This is a genomic window from Segatella copri (assembly GCF_026015465.1).
Taxonomy (GTDB): Bacteria; Bacteroidota; Bacteroidia; order Bacteroidales; family Bacteroidaceae; genus Prevotella; species Prevotella copri_E.
On the sequence record NZ_JAPDUQ010000002.1, the window covers coordinates 325,001 to 344,580 of the forward strand.

General features: G+C 42.7%; 17 protein-coding genes, 6 tRNA genes and 1 pseudogene (1 of these 24 cut by a window edge). 18 read left to right on the forward strand and 6 right to left on the reverse strand.

Annotated features, from left to right (window positions below):
• On the reverse strand, nt 1-251 hold the 5' portion of the coding sequence (locus ONT08_RS08215) for a hypothetical protein (protein WP_229775103.1). Its footprint begins 118 nt before the window's first position; 251 of the gene's 369 nt are visible here — the first part of the coding sequence; the start codon lies at nt 249-251; its stop codon lies off the left edge, out of view.
• Between the two features lie 185 nt (nt 252-436).
• Between ONT08_RS08215 and ONT08_RS08220 the strand changes: the two genes are divergently transcribed.
• Together ONT08_RS08220 and glgP are read left to right on the forward strand one after the other, a co-directional pair.
• A complete protein-coding gene (locus ONT08_RS08220) occupies nt 437-2,098 on the forward strand; it encodes a glycogen/starch synthase (protein WP_264959685.1) in 1,662 nt (553 codons plus the stop codon).
• A gap of 105 nt (nt 2,099-2,203) precedes the next feature.
• The gene (gene glgP / locus ONT08_RS08225) at nt 2,204-4,762 is read left to right on the forward strand and encodes an alpha-glucan family phosphorylase (protein ID WP_118086266.1); all 2,559 of its coding nucleotides are present in this window, start codon (nt 2,204-2,206) and stop codon (nt 4,760-4,762) included.
• A 220-nt stretch (nt 4,763-4,982) separates the two neighbouring features.
• Here glgP and ONT08_RS08230 read toward each other — a convergent pair whose 3' ends face one another.
• Nucleotides 4,983-5,921, reverse strand: coding sequence for a ribose-phosphate pyrophosphokinase (locus ONT08_RS08230; protein WP_006849494.1), 939 nt, complete (start codon nt 5,919-5,921; stop codon nt 4,983-4,985).
• A gap of 83 nt (nt 5,922-6,004) precedes the next feature.
• Entirely contained in the window at nt 6,005-6,613 is a 609-nt protein-coding gene (locus ONT08_RS08235; protein ID WP_118155042.1) for a thiamine phosphate synthase, read from the reverse strand.
• A gap of 108 nt (nt 6,614-6,721) precedes the next feature.
• Here ONT08_RS08235 and nspC point away from each other — a divergent pair, with 108 nt between their 5' ends.
• The 12 genes from nspC to ONT08_RS08295 all read left to right on the forward strand — a co-directional run bounded on the left by nspC (nt 6,722) and on the right by ONT08_RS08295 (nt 12,866).
• A complete protein-coding gene (nspC, locus tag ONT08_RS08240; protein WP_118201482.1) occupies nt 6,722-7,897 on the forward strand; it encodes a carboxynorspermidine decarboxylase in 1,176 nt (391 codons plus the stop codon).
• A 203-nt stretch (nt 7,898-8,100) separates the two neighbouring features.
• Nucleotides 8,101-8,173, forward strand: a tRNA-Gly gene (locus ONT08_RS08245).
• Nucleotides 8,174-8,232: 59 nt separating this feature from the next.
• Nucleotides 8,233-8,316: transfer RNA gene (locus ONT08_RS08250), tRNA-Leu, on the forward strand.
• Nucleotides 8,317-8,336: 20 nt separating this feature from the next.
• Nucleotides 8,337-8,409, forward strand: a tRNA-Gly gene (locus tag ONT08_RS08255).
• A 42-nt stretch (nt 8,410-8,451) separates the two neighbouring features.
• Nucleotides 8,452-8,533 (forward strand) — tRNA-Leu (locus ONT08_RS08260).
• A 24-nt stretch (nt 8,534-8,557) separates the two neighbouring features.
• A tRNA-Leu gene (locus tag ONT08_RS08265) sits at nt 8,558-8,641 on the forward strand.
• 21 nt (nt 8,642-8,662) lie between these two features.
• A tRNA-Gly gene (locus ONT08_RS08270) sits at nt 8,663-8,735 on the forward strand.
• A 31-nt stretch (nt 8,736-8,766) separates the two neighbouring features.
• Nucleotides 8,767-9,303, forward strand: a complete 537-nt coding sequence (locus tag ONT08_RS08275; protein ID WP_118155036.1) for a hypothetical protein — start codon at nt 8,767-8,769, stop codon at nt 9,301-9,303.
• A 29-nt stretch (nt 9,304-9,332) separates the two neighbouring features.
• Complete coding sequence (locus ONT08_RS08280; protein ID WP_117587878.1) at nt 9,333-9,680, forward strand: single-stranded DNA-binding protein; 348 nt, start codon at nt 9,333-9,335, stop codon at nt 9,678-9,680.
• 60 nt (nt 9,681-9,740) lie between these two features.
• Complete coding sequence (gene gldE, locus ONT08_RS08285; protein ID WP_181985959.1) at nt 9,741-11,048, forward strand: gliding motility-associated protein GldE; 1,308 nt, start codon at nt 9,741-9,743, stop codon at nt 11,046-11,048.
• 35 nt (nt 11,049-11,083) lie between these two features.
• The gene (locus ONT08_RS08290; RefSeq protein WP_118201483.1) at nt 11,084-11,719 is read left to right on the forward strand and encodes a 4'-phosphopantetheinyl transferase family protein; all 636 of its coding nucleotides are present in this window, start codon (nt 11,084-11,086) and stop codon (nt 11,717-11,719) included.
• A complete protein-coding gene (locus ONT08_RS08295) occupies nt 11,706-12,866 on the forward strand; it encodes an esterase-like activity of phytase family protein (RefSeq protein ID WP_254973278.1) in 1,161 nt (386 codons plus the stop codon). Before ONT08_RS08290 ends, ONT08_RS08295 begins: the two co-directional genes overlap by 14 nt.
• 5 nt (nt 12,867-12,871) lie before the next feature.
• On the opposite strand, the gene ONT08_RS08300 is transcribed toward ONT08_RS08295, so the two are convergent.
• The 3 genes from ONT08_RS08300 to ONT08_RS08310 form a co-directional block, all read right to left on the reverse strand.
• Nucleotides 12,872-13,609: an SDR family NAD(P)-dependent oxidoreductase gene (locus ONT08_RS08300; RefSeq protein WP_118201485.1), complete on the reverse strand. Its 738-nt coding sequence runs from the start codon at nt 13,607-13,609 to the stop codon at nt 12,872-12,874.
• 101 nt (nt 13,610-13,710) lie between these two features.
• Nucleotides 13,711-14,556: an N-acetylmuramic acid 6-phosphate etherase gene (locus tag ONT08_RS08305; RefSeq protein WP_264959686.1), complete on the reverse strand. Its 846-nt coding sequence runs from the start codon at nt 14,554-14,556 to the stop codon at nt 13,711-13,713.
• Between the two features lie 117 nt (nt 14,557-14,673).
• Entirely contained in the window at nt 14,674-15,279 is a 606-nt protein-coding gene (locus tag ONT08_RS08310; RefSeq protein ID WP_119236706.1) for an HU family DNA-binding protein, read from the reverse strand.
• An 846-nt stretch (nt 15,280-16,125) separates the two neighbouring features.
• Between ONT08_RS08310 and ONT08_RS08315 the strand changes: the two are divergent.
• The 4 genes and pseudogenes from ONT08_RS08315 to ONT08_RS08330 all read left to right on the forward strand — a co-directional run.
• Nucleotides 16,126-16,302 (forward strand): annotated as a pseudogene (locus ONT08_RS08315) (adenine-specific methyltransferase EcoRI family protein); the annotation flags it as partial.
• Nucleotides 16,303-16,392: 90 nt separating this feature from the next.
• A complete protein-coding gene (locus ONT08_RS08320) occupies nt 16,393-17,310 on the forward strand; it encodes an IS982 family transposase (protein WP_119250497.1) in 918 nt (305 codons plus the stop codon).
• Nucleotides 17,311-17,494: 184 nt separating this feature from the next.
• Nucleotides 17,495-18,373, forward strand: a complete 879-nt coding sequence (locus ONT08_RS08325; protein ID WP_264959940.1) for an adenine-specific methyltransferase EcoRI family protein — start codon at nt 17,495-17,497, stop codon at nt 18,371-18,373.
• Between the two features lie 11 nt (nt 18,374-18,384).
• Complete coding sequence (locus ONT08_RS08330; RefSeq protein ID WP_264959687.1) at nt 18,385-19,491, forward strand: HNH endonuclease family protein; 1,107 nt, start codon at nt 18,385-18,387, stop codon at nt 19,489-19,491.
• Nucleotides 19,492-19,580 lie beyond the last annotated feature (89 nt).

A 19,580-nucleotide genomic window follows, 5' to 3' on the forward strand; every position in this document is an offset into this window, starting at 1 on the left:
AGGTCGGCAGTAAGATCTTCGCTCCCGTAATCATTGATAATGGATAGATGAGCGGTCTTTCCTTCTATGTCAGCATCTGTAATCAGCCATTTGCGACTATCACGTCTGTCACCGAAATATCCAGGCATTTCACCGAACAGTTCCTGTCCTGGAACCTTGAGGTTCTTATGGTAGAAGTCTATATTCATATAGACATCATACTCTTTGTTTGTAATCTTCCCCTTGAATAGGGTGCTGTCTGTTTGTGCCATACTAGATATACTAATTAGGCATAATAATGTTGCTAAAATCTTTCTTTTCATCACTTTTTTCAATTAACTGCGACAAAGTTATTCATTTAAATCAAGAAAACTGCATTTTTTATAGGATTTTAATAAGATTAATTCGTTTTTTGCAAATATTTATCTATCTTTGCGGTGTTTATTGATAATTATATATGGAAAAGAAAAGATTATTTCCAGATTACATATTTGAGTCTAGTTGGGAAGTGTGTAATAAAGTTGGTGGTATCTACACTGTTCTTTCAACACGAGCTAAGACTCTTACGGAAAGGTTAAAGGATCAACTAATCTTCATTGGTCCTGATTGTTGGGGAGACAAGGTGAATCCTTATTTCTCTCAAGATGATACGCTTTATGCGGAATGGAAAACAGAAGCTCTGAAAGAGGGCTTAAAGGTTAAAGTAGGTAGATGGAATATACCGGGAGAGCCAGTAGCTGTTTTGGTAGATTTCAATCCTTACCATGCTGTTAAAGACCAGATCTATGGACAACTATGGCAGGACTATCAGGTTGATAGTCTTCATGCTTATGGTGACTATGACGAAGCATCAATGTTCTCTTATGCTGCCGCTCTGGTAGTAGAGAGTTTCTACAAACATGTCGTTGGAAAAGGCAAGAAAGTTATCTATCATGGAAATGAATGGATGACAGGACTTGGTGTGCTCTATGTGAACAAGCATCTTCCTGAGGTGGCTACAGTGTTCACCACGCATGCTACAAGTATCGGTCGTAGTATTGCCGGTAATAATAAGCCTCTTTACGATTATCTTTTTGCCTATAATGGTGATCAGATGGCGCAGGAACTCAATATGCAAAGCAAGCATTCTATAGAAAAGCAGACTGCTAAGTATGTTGATTGTTTCACAACAGTGAGTGATATTACTGCCAACGAGTGCAAGGAATTGCTCGATAAACCGGTAGATTTCGTTTTGCCTAATGGATTTGACAATAGTTTTGTACCTAAAGCAAGTACCTTTACAAAGAAACGTAAGGAGGCAAGAAAGCGTTTGCTCGATGTAGCCAATGCTTTGATGGGTATAGATTTGGATGATGATACGCTCATCGTTTCTACCAGCGGACGCTACGAGTTCCGCAACAAGGGTATCGATGTTTATATTGAGGCTATGAACCGCTTGCTTCGTGACAACAATTTGAAGAAGAATGTATTGGCATTCATTGACGTACCTGGTTGGGTAGGAGATCCACGTAAGGATTTGTTGGAGCGTCTGAATAGCGGTAAGAAGTTTGACACTCCATTGGAGGTTCCGGAGATTACCCATTGGTTGCATAATATGAGTCATGATAATGTATTGGGTATGCTGAAGTACTTCAACATGCATAATAATAAGGAAGACAAGGTGAAACTGATATTCTTACCTTGCTACTTGACAGGCGATGATGGCATTATCAACAAGAGCTATTATGATGTAGTGTTGGGTAATGACCTCTGTATCTATCCTTCTTATTATGAGCCATGGGGATATACTCCATTGGAGGCTGTTGCGTTCAAGGTGCCTTGTATCACCACCGATTTGGCTGGTTTCGGTCTTTGGGCTAACTCAGAGAAGGGAAGTTACAGTGAGATAGAGGATGGTGTGAAGGTTATCAAGCGTACCGACTATAATTATTCTGAGGTAGCTGATGCTATCAAGGATACCGTAGCTAAGTACTCGGGATTCACCAAAACACAGGTGAACAAGTGTCGTAAAAATGCTGAGATTCTTTCAGAAAAAGCATTGTGGAAACACTTTATCGAGTATTACTATGATGCTTATGACTTTGCCCTGCGCAAGGCTGAAGTTCGTATGAAGAAATAATAATCTCTCTCTCTTGATGGCGTAAGCCATAAAACAAATATTTGGATTCTGCAAGAATCGCTATGTTTGCAAGATAGAAAATATACATCTTAAAAATAAAACACAATGAAAATTAAGGCAGACTATGCTAATGCTCCTCAATGGAAGGAGACAACCATTAAATCAAGCCTTCCTAAGGAGTTAAAGTGCTTGGATGAGATTGCTCACAATATGTGGTGGGCATGGAATTATGAAGGTCGTGACTTGTTCAAGAGCCTCGATGCTGATTTGTACGAGAAGTGCAATGCTAACCCTGTATTGCTCTTGGAGCGTTTGAGCTACGACCGCAAGGAGGCTATTGTTAAGGACAAGGAGACAATGGCTAAGGTTAAGAACGTCTATAAGATGTTCCGCGAGTACATGGATGTGAAACCTAATGCTAAGCGCCCATCTGTAGCTTACTTCTGCATGGAGTATGGTATTAACCAGGTGGTTAAAATCTACTCTGGTGGTCTTGGTATGCTTGCTGGTGACTACTTGAAGGAGGCTTCTGACAGCAACGTGGATATGTGTGCTGTTGGTTTCCTCTACAGATATGGTTATTTCAAGCAGTCTTTGAGTATGGATGGTCAGCAGATTGCTAACTATGATGCTCAGAACTTCAACTCTCTCCCTATCGAGCGAGTATATGATGAGAATGGTAACCCATTGGTAGTTGATGTACCTTACACAAACTATCAGGTACATGCATACGTATGGCAGATGAATGTAGGTCGTATCAAGTTGTATCTCCTGGATACAGATAATGATATGAACTCAGAGTTCGACCGTCCTATCACTCACTCTCTCTACGGTGGTGACTGGGAGAACCGTTTGAAGCAGGAGATTCTGCTCGGTATCGGTGGTATGCTCGCATTGAAGAAGATGGGTATCAAGAAGGATATCTATCACTGCAACGAGGGGCATGCTGCTCTCTGCAACTTGCAGCGTCTCTGCGACTATATCGAGGAGGATGGCTTGAACTTCAACCAGGCACTCGAGTTGGTTCGCGCTTCTTCTCTCTATACTGTTCATACTCCAGTGCCAGCTGGTCATGACTACTTTGACGAGGCTCTCTTCGGCAAGTACATGGGTGGCTATCCACAGCGTCTTGGTATCTCTTGGGATGAGTTCATCGGTATGGGTCGTGAAAATGCAGATGATCACAACGAGCGTTTCTGCCTCTCTACATTCGCATGCAACACTTGCCAGGAGGTTAATGGTGTAAGTAAACTTCACGGTTGGGTAAGCCAGCAGATGTTCGCTAATATCTGGAAGGGTTACTTCCCAGAGGAAAACCACGTAGGTTATGTAACCAATGGTGTTCACTTCCCAACTTGGACAGCAACAGAGTGGCGTAAGCTCTACGATACATATTTCGACAAGAACTTCATGAACGACCAGAGTAACGAGGAAATCTGGCATGCCATCTACAATGTTTCAGATGCAGAAATCTGGAATACCCGTATGGCATTGAAGAAGAAGCTCGTAGCTTATATCCGTGAGAAGTTCACCCAGACATGGTTGAAGAACCAGGGTGATCCTGCTCGTGTAGTATCTTTGCTCGAGCGTATCAACCCTAACGCTTTGATGATTGGTTTCTGCCGTCGTTTCGCTACATACAAGCGTGCTCACCTGCTCTTCACCGACTTGGAACGATTGTCTAAGATCGTTAACGATCCTGAGCACCCAGTATTGTTCTTCTTCTCAGGTAAGGCTCACCCAGCTGATGGTGCAGGTCAGGGCTTGATCAAGAAGATTTTCGAAATCAGTCAGCGTCCTGAGTTCCTCGGCAAGATTATCTTCCTCGAGGACTACGATATGACTTTGGCTCGCCGTCTGGTTTCAGGTGTTGATATCTGGATGAATACTCCTACACGTCCATTGGAGGCTTCTGGTACATCTGGCGAGAAGGCTGAGATGAATGGTGTTGTCAACCTCTCTGTACTTGATGGTTGGTGGGTAGAAGGTTACCGCGAGGGTGCTGGTTGGGCTCTTCCTGAGAAGCGTACATATCAGAACCAGGGTTACCAGGATCAGCTTGATGCTGCTACTATCTACAACCTCTTGGAGAACGACATCATCCCTATGTATTACAACAAGAATAAGGAAGGCTTCAGCAAGGAGTGGATCCAGGTAGTAAAGAACTCTATTGCTACTATCGCTCCTCACTATACAATGAAGCGCCAGTTGGATGACTACTATGATAAGTTCTACAATAAGGAGGCTGCCCGCTTCAAGAAGTTGAGCGCTAACGACAATGCACTTGCTAAGGAGATTGCACTCTGGAAGGAGAGCGTTGCAGAGCGTTGGGATGGTATCCACGTTGTATCTAAGGACGACTGCATGCTGATGGCTGCTGAGACTGGTCAGAAGATCAAGGTTCAGTATGTTATCGATGAGCAGGGCTTGAACGATGCAGTAGGTTTGGAGCTTGTTGTATTGAAGGAACAGCCAGAGGATGGCAAGCAGATTTATGCTGTTTATCCATTCAAGATGGTTGGTCACGAGGGTAACAACTTTACATTCGAGGCTGAGATTGAGCCAATCAATGCTGGTTCATTCAAGACAGGCGTACGTATGTATCCTAAGAATGATAAGTTGCCACACCGTCAGGACTTCTGCTACGTGAAGTGGTTGAACTAATATAATAGCGACATTGTCACATTATAAATATATGAATCCTGTATCTCTTTTTGGGATACAGGATTTTTTTGTTTGAAATCGAACAGCGAATGATATTGTTGTGGATGTGAACTGTGAAAAGTGAATGTAGATAAGAAACAGGGGAAGATTTGGAAAATAGAAAAGGAGTCTTCCTTTTTAAAAAGAAAGACTCCTTGTACACTTGTATGATGATATTTCCTTATACCAGATACTGGGAAGAGATACTCTCGTTATCCTCAACACGGCGAATGGTTTCTGCAAACATATCTGCAATAGAAATCTGCTTAACCTTTGCGCAACGCTTGGTGTAAGGGATGGAATCAGTGAATACTATCTCCTCAAGAGCTGAATCCTGAACACGCTCAGATGCAGGACCACTCATCACGCAGTGAGATGCACATGCACGAACAGTCTTTGCACCAGCCTGCTTCATGATGTCGGCAGCCTTCGTGATAGTACCGGCTGTATCGACCATATCATCAATGATGACAACATTCTTGTCTTTTACATCACCGATAATCTGCATGCTTGCTACTACATTGGCGCGAGCACGGGTCTTGTTGCAGAGCACGAGAGGGCAGCCGAAGTACTTAGCATAAGTGTTGGCACGCTTAGAACCACCAACGTCTGGAGAAGCAATGACCATATCCTTGAGGCGTAAGCTCTGCAGGTATGGCAAAATAACGCCAGATGCATAGAGGTGATCTACAGGAACATCAAAGAAACCCTGAATCTGGTCGGCATGGAGATCCATGGTGATGAGACGGTCGATACCGGCAACGCTGAGCAAGTCGGCTACCAGTTTAGCGCCGATGCTGACACGTGGTTTGTCCTTGCGATCCTGACGGGCCCATCCGAAGTAAGGAACAACAGCAATAATATTGCGGGCAGAAGCACGCTTTGCTGCGTCAATCATCAGGAGCAACTCCATCAAGTTGTCTGAATTAGGGAATGTGCTCTGTACGAGGAAAACATCGCGTCCGCGGATAGACTCCTCGAAAGATACGCCAAATTCACCATCAGAGAACTTGGTTACAACCAAATTACCCAGTGGGCAACCTAAACTAGCGCAGATTTTTTCTGCAAGGTATCTCGAGTTAGTACCAGAGAATACCAAAAAAGAGTTTTTGTCACTCATTTCTATTAGTGTTTATGTGTATTAATAGTTATTTTTATCTATTTTCATGTAGGGGGATGAATATTTTTTCGGGAACCTCAGTATTAGCTGATAGCCTTTCTCAATTTCTCGAAGTGAAGAATCAGCTCTTTGAAATCGCGCTCGTTGTGAATGTCGAAACGGTTCCAGAGATCTCCACAGATTACTACTCCTCCAAATCCGAGTTCCTTGGCAATCTTGAGATTTTCCAGACTCATGCCTCCCAAGGCATATACCTTCTTGTCTATGAGTCCTGCCTTGGCTGCATTCTCAAGCTGCAGCAGATTGAAGGAAGACTTTTCATCTTTAAACTCAATACAGTCGAAGATGTTTTTCAGAAACACATAGTTTGATTTCTTCTTCATCTCTTTCAGCATCGAGAGATCTGTGCAGGTGCGACTGAACTTGCCTTTGTATCCATCCGGTACCGGTGCTAGCGGATCGTCTATATGGATTCCTGCTAAATCATACTCCTGTTTGAGGTAATAATGATCATGAACAGTAATCTTGCGAAGATAGTCTTCAGGCAGTAACGTGAGCAGTCGCTCAGCATACATTGGTGACGAACCTGGCTTGAAAAGATGCAGGTTGTCCATGCCCTCGTCGAACAGCGAGGATAGTATTTTATCTTCTTCCACAAAGAATGTGGACTTGGTCATTATTGCTAATTTCATCGTCAAAATGATTTTTATGATGCAAAAGTATTAAAAAAAACGCAAACTAGCAATTATATTCAGGATAAAAAGCTATCTTTGCACCATAAAATTAATATTTATCAAGTTATGCAAGTAAATTTAGCGAATTTTAATGAGATTCATCGACCAATTTACGTTTTAGAGGAAGAACGTTTGCGACACAATCTGTCGTTCATCAGAAGTGTGGCTGAGCGTGCCGATATGGAAATTATTCTAGCTTTTAAGGCTTATGCTCTTTGGAAGACATTTCCGATTTTCAGAGAGTATATTTCTTCGACCACGGCCAGCTCTCTTAGCGAGGCAAAGCTGGCGTATCATGAATTTGGCAGTAAGGCGCATACTTTTTCGCCGGCTTATACCGATTATGAGATTGATGAGATAGCTCAATGCTCAAGTCATCTTACTTTCAACTCGCTTACGCAATATGAGCGATATCATGAACGGGCTCGTAGGGCAAATTCTGACATCAGACTGGGATTGAGAGTAAATCCGGAATATTCTGAAGTCGGAACATTGCTGTATAATCCGTGTGCACCTGGAACCCGATTCGGTGTGTCGGCAGATAAATTGCCTCAAACTTTGCCTTCAGATATAGAAGGATTCCATTGTCATTGTCACTGCGAGAGTGGGGCGGATGTCTTTGAACGTACGTTAGCGCATATCGAAGAGAAATTCTCTCCTTGGTTTCCGCAGCTGAAATGGATCAATTTCGGTGGAGGTCATCTGATGACCAGGAAGGATTATGATGTGGAACACCTTATTAATATAATAAAGGGATTTCATCAGCGTTATCCTCATCTTAAAATTATCATGGAACCTGGTAGTGCCTTTGGGTGGCAGACCGGGCCGCTTGTAACTCAAGTAGTAGATGTGGTTGAAGATAAAGGTATCAGGACAGCTATCATAAATGCCAGTTTTACCTGTCATATGCCCGACTGTCTGGAGATGCCGTATATGCCAGCTGTCAGAAATGCAGAAACCCTGGAGGTTGATGATCCGACGAAGGCTCCTGAGGGTGCACATATATATAGAATAGGTGGCAACAGTTGTCTGAGTGGAGATTTTATGGGCTTCTGGAAATTTGACCATGAATTGCAAATAGGCGAGAATGTTATTTTCGAAGATATGCTGCATTACACTACGGTAAAGACAAATACCTTTAATGGAATCACTCATCCATCAATAGGAATCGTACATTTAGATGGAAAATTGGAAACTCTAAGAGATTTCAGCTACGAAGATTATCGCAGTAGGATGGATTAGTATAATTTTCATTTTTCCCGATTTTTCTGCCGGATGAGTTTAAAAATCGGCAAAATAAGGCTTAAAATGTGTGTTTTGCTCACTAAAAAGGGCAAAATGCACATTTTTTTTCAAAAAAATCGAAGAAAAGTTTGGTAATTCAGAAAAAAGTAGTACCTTTGCACTCGCATTCAGAGGAATGCTCCTAAGTAATAGGAAAAACTGCGGAAATAGCTCAGTTGGTAGAGCACAACCTTGCCAAGGTTGGGGTCGCGGGTCCGAGTCCCGTTTTCCGCTCATTTTTTGGAAACAACATCAAGCTTTATCTAGGTTAGATAATTGATGGCAATATACTTGGAGAGGTGGCGGAATTGGTAGACGCGCTACTTTGAGGGGGTAGTGACAATTGTGTCGTGGGAGTTCGAGTCTCCTCCTCTTCACTGGTATTGTTATCTTACATGCGGAAATAGCTCAGTTGGTAGAGCACAACCTTGCCAAGGTTGGGGTCGCGGGTCCGAGTCCCGTTTTCCGCTCGATTATTTTTTATAATAAACCAAGATAGGTTTAAGTTTAGGGCCCAAGTGGCGGAATTGGTAGACGCGCACGTTTCAGGTGCGTGTGTTTCACAACGTGCAGGTTCGAGTCCTGTCTTGGGCACAATGTTTAAATTAGCTTAGTGTTGGAGAGGTGGCGGAATTGGTAGACGCGCTACTTTGAGGGGGTAGTGACAATCGTGTCGTGGGAGTTCGAGTCTCCTCCTCTTCACTTTTATTGTTGTTTTTATAAGCGGAAATAGCTCAGTTGGTAGAGCACAACCTTGCCAAGGTTGGGGTCGCGGGTCCGAGTCCCGTTTTCCGCTCTTTTTTTGAACTCGAGAAACATACCCATTTATGAATTTATATTTAAGATATTTTGATCAGGAGACATTAGTTACTAGTGTTGATGATGCTATTGATTTTTTAAAGAGTATTCCTGAGATTGAGATGGATGCGGAGCTAGAGGCAGATGTTCGTGAGTATGCCGCTAGCGATTTGACGTATCCAAAAAGATATAAGGTACGCCCACGTGTTTATTTTATTGTGATAAAGACTACGGCGCAAACTATGCAGGATTTTAAGGATAAGAAAGCATTGCGTACTCCTACTCCTGCAGAGAGAATGGAGAATCCTGTTGTTGCCAGTTTGGCTCAAGAGGCTCCAGGCTGGTATGAAGGATCACTTGATTTCAAGCGTGTTGTGATGGTACCGGCTACAGGAAAGTTTGAGTACCGTGATACTCATTTCGTTGCGGATGTTAAAGCTGAATCAGGTTTGGATTGTTACAATCGCATCGTAGATTATCTGCGCGATTGTGTAGATTCACGCAGCCAGTTCCCATCTGCAAAAGGTAAGAATTTCCATTTCCGCTATCTGGGAATGTGGAAATAAAATATTCAGAAATTTAAAAGATTCGTGTCATGAACAAGGTTATGCTAATTGGTAATGTAGGTAAAGATCCTGACATTCATTATTTCGACGCAGATCAGGCAGTAGCTCAGGTCTCTCTCGCAACTACAGAGAAAGGATATACTTTGCCTAATGGTACCCAAGTGCCAGACCATACAGATTGGCACAATCTTGTTTTTTATCGTGGGCTTGCAAAGGTAGTAGAGAAGTATGTGCATAAGGGTGACCGCCTTTATGTGGAAGGAAGAATCCGCTACCGCTCCTATGATGACAAGCAGGGTAGAAGACAATATATTACAGAAATTTATGTAGATAATATGGAGATGTTGAGTACTCGCCCTGCTACTAAAGAACAATAATTATTAATTTTAGCTCAGAAATTGGATATATCCACCATAACTGATGCCTTCGGTGATGTGATGCTGATGCAGCCTTCCGCCGGGGTTATTGTAGCTGCTGTACTTGCAGTTATATTGTTAGGCATGTCTGCTTTTGCCAGTGGTTCCGAAATTGCTTTTTTCAGTTTATCACCAACTGATGTTGCGGAACTTGAGGATGAAAAGACTGATGCCGATAAGAAAATACAGATGTTGCGTGATGATTCTGAACGTACGTTGGCTACCATTTTGATAACCAATAATTTTGTGAATGTCACAATCATCATGCTCCTTAATTATGTATTCGCAGGAATCGTAGAGTTTGGTCCTAAAGCTTATTGGCTTCAGTTCCTGATTATTACGGTTATTCTTACTTTCTTGCTTTTGCTTTTTGGTGAGATTATGCCGAAAGTGTATGCCCGCCAGGATTCTCTGAAGTTCTGTCGCCGGTGCGTAGGGGGAATTCTGTTTGCCAGAAAGTTGTTTTGGCCTTTAGAAACGATCTTGCTGAAAAGTGGAATTCTTGCAGAAAAGATTATACAGAAGGAAAATCATGTGCTGAGTGTTGATGACTTGGAACAAGCTCTGGAACTGACAGATAAGAATGATATCAAGGACGAGCAGAGCATGCTGAAGGGTATCATCCGCTTTGGTGATGAAACAGCCAAGGAGGTGATGACCAGCCGACAGAATATTGTTGATCTGGATATCCGTAGTTCTTATCCAGAAGTATTAAAGTGCATTGAAGAGAATAATTACAGTCGTATTCCTGTTTATCAGGATAATACAGATAATATTCGTGGTGTACTGTATATCAAGGACTTATTGCCTCATCTTACGAAGTCTTCCAACTTCCGTTGGCAGAGCCTGATTCGTCCTCCTTACTTTGTTCCTGAAACCAAGAAGATAGATGATCTGCTTCGCGATTTCCAGGACAACAAGGTTCATATCGCCATTGTGGTAGATGAGTTCGGAGGTACATCGGGTATTGTTACTCTTGAAGATATTCTGGAGGAAATTGTAGGTGAAATCAATGATGAATACGATGAGGAGGAGAAGTTCTACTCGAAATTAAATTACAACACCTTTGTTTTTGAAGGTAAAACGCTTCTTTCTGATTTCTGCAAAATCCTGAATGTAGATGACGAAGAGTTCGAGGAGGTTGAGGGTGATGCTGATTCTCTGGCTGGTCTGCTCTTGGAAATCAAAGGCGATTTCCCAAGTATGCACGAGAAGATAGATTATAAGAACTATACTTTCGAGGTTATGCAGATAGAGGAGCGTCGCATCAGCAAGATTAAGGTGACGGTACATCCTTTGAAAGATAACGTGGAGGATTCTTCTAAGTAATCATCAGTATTCATCAATATCAGAATATAAAAAATATGGCAGTTGTCAATATACGAGAAGTTTATCCGGGAGTGAGTCTTGGTTTATGGCAGATGGATGAAACTGTAGAACAGTTGTTCGGGCAGTATCCTCATCTGCAGGCTTACCGCTCTCAGTTGGAAGAGAAATATAAGAACGATGGCAGGAAACTGGAGTTTCTTGCCATTCGTGCATTAATGTATGAGATGCTCAAGACGAACGGGGCTTCCAAGGGCTTGCTTTCTCATGCAGGTGACATTACCCACAACGAGGCTGGAAAGCCATTGTTCCGTGGTTATCATATCAGCGTTTCGCATACCAAGGGTTATGCTGCGCTTATCCTTTCCAAAAATCAGGAAGTGGCGGTAGATATCGAATACTTCAGCGATAGGGTAGAGCGCATCGCATCCAAATTCTTGCGCAAGGATGAGAAGGCGGAAAATCTGGATGCCAAGCTGGTGCATTGGTGTGCCAAGGAAACGGTCTTCAAGTTATTCTCTGAAGAAAATCTAATGTTTGAGGATATGCGGGTGAAGCCGTTTGATACGATGGCAGATTGGTCGTGTGATGTGGAGAATCTCAAGAGCAGAAAGATGGCGCATGTAGATTTCGAGTTAACCATGGAATTTGTATTGACTTATGCTGCGTTGTAGTATCCTGACCATCTTCCTGGCATTCAGTCTGTTGGCTGGAGCACAGGATTGGAAAGTAGTGAGAGAGAATTCTCAGAAAACTTTTCCGAAAACCGTGGCTGCGGGCAACTACAGTGGCATTGCTCATCTGCATGATGATATCTATGCGGTGGTAAGCGACAAGTCGGATAGTGCCCTGTACTTCAACTTCCGGATTCAGGTGAATCCCAAGACCGGCGAATTGGAACAGGTAGAGAACCTTGGGTTTACCGAGAGAACAGATGGAACGCTGAACGACGGAAAGTTTTGGCAGGGGCAGGAGAAAGGCTTTGACCACGAAGCCATCGTGAAGGTTTCTGATTCTACCTTGGTGATAGCAAGCGAAGGATGTTGCCGTTTAAAGGAGTATCCTATTCTGCCTACTTCGGCTAATGCTCCCAAGATTAGCTATCAGCAGAACCTTTGGGAGAGCAGATGGCCTTCTTCTGATTTTTATCCAAATTATAATTTTGAGTCTCTGGCTTTTGATTCCGTCCGTCAGTATCTCTGGACGATTTCTGAGAGCACGCTCCGCAAAGACGGACAGCCTGCTACTCCTCAAAACGGATTGGCCAACCAGCTTCGTTTGATGAGGTATGATTGGGGAAAGATAAAGGAAAATCGTAACAAGGAAAATAATGGCAAGGAAGACTGTAGCGAGCAAGAGAGTAGCAAGAAAGCCTCTCGTTACATGACAGCCTATGCCTATCAGATGGATCAACCTTCTACCCATAAGAAAGCAGATATCTATGTGATGGGGGTGAGTGAGCTTTGCGCCTTGCCCGATGGTCAGCTTCTGGTTCTGGAGCGTGAGGCCTTTATCCCGAAGATTAAGATTGGAGCTTTCTGCAAGTGCAAGCTCTATCTGGTCAATCCTTTGAATTCTGAGGAGTTTGCTATGAAAGAGAAGTTTTCATCAGATACTCCTTTCTTGCAGAAGAGATTGTTCGCGGAATGGAAAACCGGCTTGTCACTTTCCAAGCGTTCCTTTGCCAATTACGAAGGCATGTGTCTGGGACCCAAGCTTGAAGATGGTTCCCAGGTTGTCATCCTGTTGTCTGATTCGCAGGATCAATATGCGGGAGTATTGAAAGACTGGTTCAAGACGATTGTCATCAGAAAGGAATAAAGTTGTTATGTTGTAATCTTCAATCTCGTCCATAACCATCTAGGAATGAGTCGCCAGAGGAAGACGAGGATATCATATCTCCAGTCTATTACCTTAACTTCCTCTCCGTTTTCGATAGCATTCACGATATGTTTCGCCACATCTTCCGGTTTGAGTTGCAGCGGATAGCTGCTGCCTGCGATAAGGTCGGTCTTTACGAAACCTGGTCGGATATCTGTGATGGCGATGGGGAGATGACGCATCCGTGCCTGCTGCGACAGGCATTCCAGATAATGGTTCTGGAATCGCTTGGTGGCAGAGTAGGCTGGGGCGGCACCGAGACCTTTGGTTCCGGCAATGGAAGTGATGCAGGCAATGCGGGCTTTGGGGTTGCAATGATGATGAGTAGCAAACCAGTTGAATGCCGTATCCACCATTCTTGTGAATCCCAAGCCGTTGGTTTCCAGGGTCTTCAATTCTTTTTCTATATCCAGCGAGTTGTTCTGCCAGCCAATGCCGGAACTATGGAAGTAGAGGTCCATGCCTCCCAACTTATCGATGAGTTCGAGAAGTTGGGCAGGAGCATTGGGAGAAGTCACGTCTATTTGCTGGTAGCAGGTAATGCCGCTCTGCGAAATCAGAGCCTGCAATCTTTCAATTCTTCTTCCGGCAATTCCTACCTGCCATCCTTTTGCAGCAAGCAGTTTTGCCACTTCCATTCCGATGCCCGATGTGGCACCCATTACAATTGCTTTCTTTGCCATATAGTCCTATTATATAAGGTGAAGTCTTGATATTCCTATTTTATAAAGGTGAAGTCTTGATAGTTCTATTTATATCAAGGTGAAATCTTGTCTAACTCTATCTAAATATCTAAATCGCTTTTACTCTTCAGCAGCTTTTCCGCCTTCTTCACGCTTCCAGCTTTCAGTATCAGTTGCTTCACTTTCTCGTAATCCGTATATTCCGGATTGCGTTCCATGAAGATACGGCAGGCGCGGTCGATGAGTTTATGATTGATAAGCTTGGCGTTCACCATCTTGTTGCCTTCCACCCGTCCTTGTCTTATCTGAAGGGAAGTGCTGATCATATCCAGAATCATCTTCTGCGATGATCCGGCTTTCATGCGGGTACTTCCCGTTACAAATTCCGGTCCCGTGATTACCTCTACAGGATAATCTGCAGCCTGGGCGATAGGAGCGTGGGGATTGTTGACGATGCAACCCGTAGGAATGCCAGCCTCCTTGCAATGTTTCAGGATGGCGAGCACGAAGGGTGTGGTGCCGCTTGCCGAGAAGCCCAGCACGAAATCCAGCTTTGAGATATGTTTATCGCAGAGCTGGTGCCAACCATTCTCCAGGTCGTCTTCTCTTGATTCTCTGGTTTGTGTAAGGCAGCCGATGCCTCCGGGGAAGATGGTCTGTATCTGTGAACCGTCGATGCCATAGGTGTTCTGCACTTCGATGGTATCGAGCGTAGCCAGTCTTCCGCCCGTTCCGCAACCGGCATAGAAGAGTCTTCCGCCCTTCTTCAGCTGCCCTTCGATGGCGGAAATCAGTTGGTTAATGGCAGGCAATGCTTCTTCTATTGCCAGAGCCACCTTCTTGTTTTCTGCATTGATATGAGCGGTGAGTTCATCCACGCTCATCTTTTCCAGATGTTCGTAGAGCGAGCTCTGCTCTGTTATTCTCTTTTCTTCTTTATTTGGCATATTACTTTATCTTTAGGGTGTAGATTTAACGTAATGAAGCCTAGATGGTCGCGGAGGCTATGGCTTGCAGTCATCTAGAGAGTTCTATCATGATGAGACCTATCATCCGATGGGCTCCTATTCTTCAGCCAGGAAATAAACCGGCGCATTCCGGGAACCTTCTTTTATCAGAAATCCGGATTTTTCCAGTTTCTTCAGCCAGTTGAGTGCTGTCTGTTTACGGATATGAAATTCCGCTTCCAGTACTTTTCTGTTAATGGAACGGTTATGCTTCAGATACTCTCTTATTTTCTCCTTCAATGCATCTTCAGAGAAAGGGTAGGAGCGGGAAGTATATTGTGATTTCTCGAAATGGGTATTATATTTCACCTGTTTCAGCAGGTCTGCGTTGGGGCGAAACTTGATGCCTCTTACGCTTACATATTCAGCTCTCACTTTATTGTCGGGTTTCAGGTCATCCATATCCAGATCTACCGAGAGCGAGAGATAACCTATTTCCGGAATGTTGATACGTCTTCCCTCCTGTAGGTCTTCTTCTATGATATCACGCAGTTTCATGAGTACGGACGAAACTTCTCCTTCTCCCAGACAGCTATGTCTGGCGATTCGGCTGATCATCTCCTTGTCTGTCATAGCTGTTTGCTCAAAGATATGGGCGAATCGGCGAGTCTCTTCATTTCCTCCTGCATTGGGAAGATAATGGATTTCATATTTTATAGCCATCGTTTTCTTCTTTCTGTTTAGCGATACAAAGGTAATCTTTTATTCTTAAACTACCAAATAAAAATGGCACTAATATGGATGAGCGGTTTGATTGATACGAATGAGCGGTGCTATTGATGTGGGTTAGAACTGCTTATCAATAGGAATAACCATCGTAAGAAGCCTTTATAAGTTGTCGGAAGAAGTAGGATAAGTTGTTGGAACAGTAAGTATATGTTGCCGGGAAAGTTACTTCCGTCAGTCGCACAACAGCTGTTGTGCGCTTGCATATCAGCTGTTATGCGCTCGCACAACACGTGTTGTGCGCTTGTAATCCAGCTGTTGTGCAGTAAGCTTTGTAACTCCCTTTATCATATTGCAATTTCTGCCTTATTTTCGTGATGGTACAATAAAGTGTATTTAGGGCGCTGTGAGAGTTGTTTGCAGGCATCTAAAAAAGAAAAAAAGCATGATTTAATAGAAGTTTTTCGATGAAAGGTGCGCTCGTTTCAATAAATTGTTGTATCTTTGCAATTGGATTTGGCTACTGCCATTTCCAAGACATCGTTGGTAAACAAAAGCATTCGCTATTATTTCGCGTTCAGCCAAAAGCCTCGGAAACTTATTGGAAATAACGTAACAAGGAATAATTGTGATAAGGCATTCGGTATGGGGTGCCTTGATCCTTCATGTATTAGCAATGCATCTGCGCTATAGGCGTGGTGCATTCTTATTTGAAGGGTTGAGGTTTCCATTCCGAGGCTGCCTCATAGCTGAACGCAATAAGAGCATCACGCCCTTTTTGCGTCTTGGCGTGATTGATAGTTGTATGCACTTATTGTATCGTATAACTATCAATCAAGCATTATGGCAAATAAAAATTTGAATGCCGCTAAGGTGGCAAAGAAAGATGAGTTCTATACCCAGCTTTCTGATATAGAACGAGAGTTGCAACATTATTGGCAGCACTTCCGTGGCAAAGTGGTGCTCTGCAACTGTGACGATCCTTACGAAAGCAACTTCTTACCTCAGTTCGGGATAAGAAATAGTGCCTAAAAAAGTTGGTAATCTCCGATATTTTTTGTATCTTTGTAGTTGAAATCCAATTAGTTACAAACATAAAAAGATATCATTATGGAGATTACCAAGGACAAAGTTACAGAATTATTTTGTATTATTGATGAATTTTACAAAGTTTTTGATGCTGAAAATGCAGGAAAATTGCTTTTGGGTGAAGATGGAGTAAAGCGCAGACGACGTAAAGCCTCTTTATCTGATAGTGAAATCATGACGATTTTGCTGTATTTCCATTTCGGCTCGTTCCGAAACTTCAAGCATTATTACCTATTCTTTATTAGAGGAACTTTGAAGTCATATTTTCCAAATGCGGTGTCTTATAACCGTTTTGTAGAACTTGAAAGTCGCGTATTCTTCCCTCTCATGTTCTTCCTGAATCTCCGTGCTTTTGGCAGATGTACAGGTATAACCTTTGTTGATTCAACCATGATACCAATATGCCACAATCTCAGGCGTTATGCTAACAAAGTGTTCAAAGGCATTGCCACAGACGGAAAGGGAACAATGGGATGGTGTCATGGGTTCAAGCTACATCTGGCTTGTAATGATAGAGGTGAGATAATTGCTTTTGTTCTCACTGGTGCAAACGTCAGCGACAAAGATCCAGCGGTATTCGATGTATTGGCTAAACGTCTGTATGGCAAGCTGTTTGCTGACAAAGGCTATATCTCGCAAAAACTCTTCGATTCGCTTTTTGAGGAAGGCATCCAGTTGGTAACAGGACTGAGAGTGAACATGAAGAACAAACTAATGCCGTTCTATGACAAGATGATGCTACGCAAAAGATACATCATTGAAACGATTAATGACCTGTTGAAAAATACGGCTCAGATAGTACATTCACGTCACAGGTCTGTTGCGAATTTCATCATAAATATTATTTCTGCATTAGGGGCATACTGTTTCTTTGACAACAAGCCCAAGGCACTTACTGGATACGTTATCGAAGATACGAAACAGCTTAGTCTTTTCTAACATTGCATATTTTACAGGAGGATTTTGTCTCAGCAACCATCCAAGATATATAGATGGTTGCCAAGCCTCTGTATCCCTTATATAAAAACATTATAAAGCCTTTAGATAGAGTTCGTTATCCCGAACTGAGGTCTTCTTCAAATATTTCGCTCTTCGATTCAATCAGTTAGGATTAAAAAAACTCATCTGTACCTGTTACAATGGTTCGCCTGTAACAGGTAATGAACTGGCAATTCATTTCGATGGCTTCGATGATGACGAACCAAAGAAGATTGCCTATAAGGTGGAGATAACGGAAGTAAAAGATGAGAATGGCGATGGAGCTGTCGATTTGTCCGACGTACAATATCTTTTGAAAAATGATAAGAATGTATTGGCGATTTTAAAGACTGGCGATTTCCGCTCGCAGGAATGCATAGAATTATTGAAAGAAGCTGATATTGTTGTGACCAATCCGCCGTTCTCTTTGTTTCGTGAGTATATTGGGCAGTTGATGGAGTATGGGAAGAAGTTTGTAATTGTTGGGCATCAGAATGCCATAACTTATAAAGAGGTGTTTCCTTTGTTGAGAAATAATGAGATGTGGCTTGGCTATGGTTTTAAAGGTGCGGCTGCGCATTTTTATTCACCATATGATGATATAGCCTCTGCGGGAGACCATAAGGAGAACATGATTCGTGTGTCGGGAGTTAATTGGTTCACAAATCTTGAGATTCCTAAACGCAATGAAGAATTAGATTTGGTTTGTCGTTATTCTGAGGATGAGTATCCGAAGTATGATAATTATGATGCAATAAATGTTGGCAGAACCCAAGATATTCCTTGTGATTATGCTGGATTAATGGGGGTTCCTATAACATTCTTGGACAAATATAATCCAAATCAATTCGAGATAATTTGGCAAGCAAGTGGCAATACACGAGCTTCTGCTCCAAAAGAAGTATTGGAAAGAATGGGTTATGAAATACATCCTGAAGATAGAGGAGGATGTGGAGTAGTTCATGGTAAACGTCAATATAGTAGAATATTAATCCGTAACAAACATCCGCAAGCATCATGTTAAAGATAGAAGAAATGAAAATAACCGTTGGCGAAATCACCAAGGGTTACATTAATAATGACGAACAAGGAGTAAGAGGATTTAATGGCCTCTTGGATATACGTCCACCTTATCAGCGTGAGTTCATTTATTGTGAGCAAGAGCAATGTGCGGTTATTAATACCGTCCTGCATAATTATCCCCTCAATATAATGTATTGGGTAAAAAGAAGCAATGATGCAGAATGCCCATACGAGGTGATGGACGGTCAACAGCGTACTTTGTCTCTATGTGAGTATGTGGCAGGAAAGTTCTCTTTTGATTTCAAGAACTTCTTCAATCAGCCTGCAGATATTCGGAAGAAGATTCTCGACTATAAATTGACCATTTATGTCTGTGAGGGAGAAGAATCGGAGAAGTTGGAATGGTTCAAGACTATAAATATTGCTGGCAAGCCTTTGAATGAGCAAGAAATAAGGAATGCCGTCTATGCAGGCCCGTTTGTGAGCGATGCCAAGAAGCATTTCTCCAAGACCAATTGTGCTGCATATCGTTTGGGTAAAGACTTGGTGAATGGTTCGCCTATTCGCCAAGACTTTTTCAAGAAAGCCTTGGAGTGGATGGCAGATCACGAAACTCGCAATGGCAAGCCACAGTCTGCCGTTGGTTATATGAGCTTACATCAGCATGACATCAATGCCATGCCTCTATGGACTTATTTCCAGAGCATATTGCGTTGGGCTATGGATACCTTCAACATGAAGAAATTTAAGAAAATCATGAAGGGCTTGGATTGGGCGAAATTCTATGACGAATATCATGAGAAGGTACTCGATATCAAGGGGATGGAAAAGCTGATCATCGACTTGGTAGGAGATGATGAAATCCAAAAACAGCAAGGCATCATCCCGTATGTTTTGACAGGTGATGAGCATTATCTCGACCTTCGTACTTTCTCGGATAAAGTAAAACTTGCTGTTTGGGAGAAGCAGAATCACAAGTGTGTTCTTTGTGGCAAGGAATTCGATTATGTGCTTATGGAGGGTGACCATATCACGCCTTGGCGTGATGGAGGAAGGACCACCATAGAGAATTGCCAGATGCTTTGCAGAGAATGCAACCGAAGAAAAGGTAGTAAGTAACGTTCTCTGATACAAATATCCTTCACCATAAACCTTTGATTTCGTTGAATATCAAAGGCTTATGGTAAGGGATGTTTTTATTTGTTATA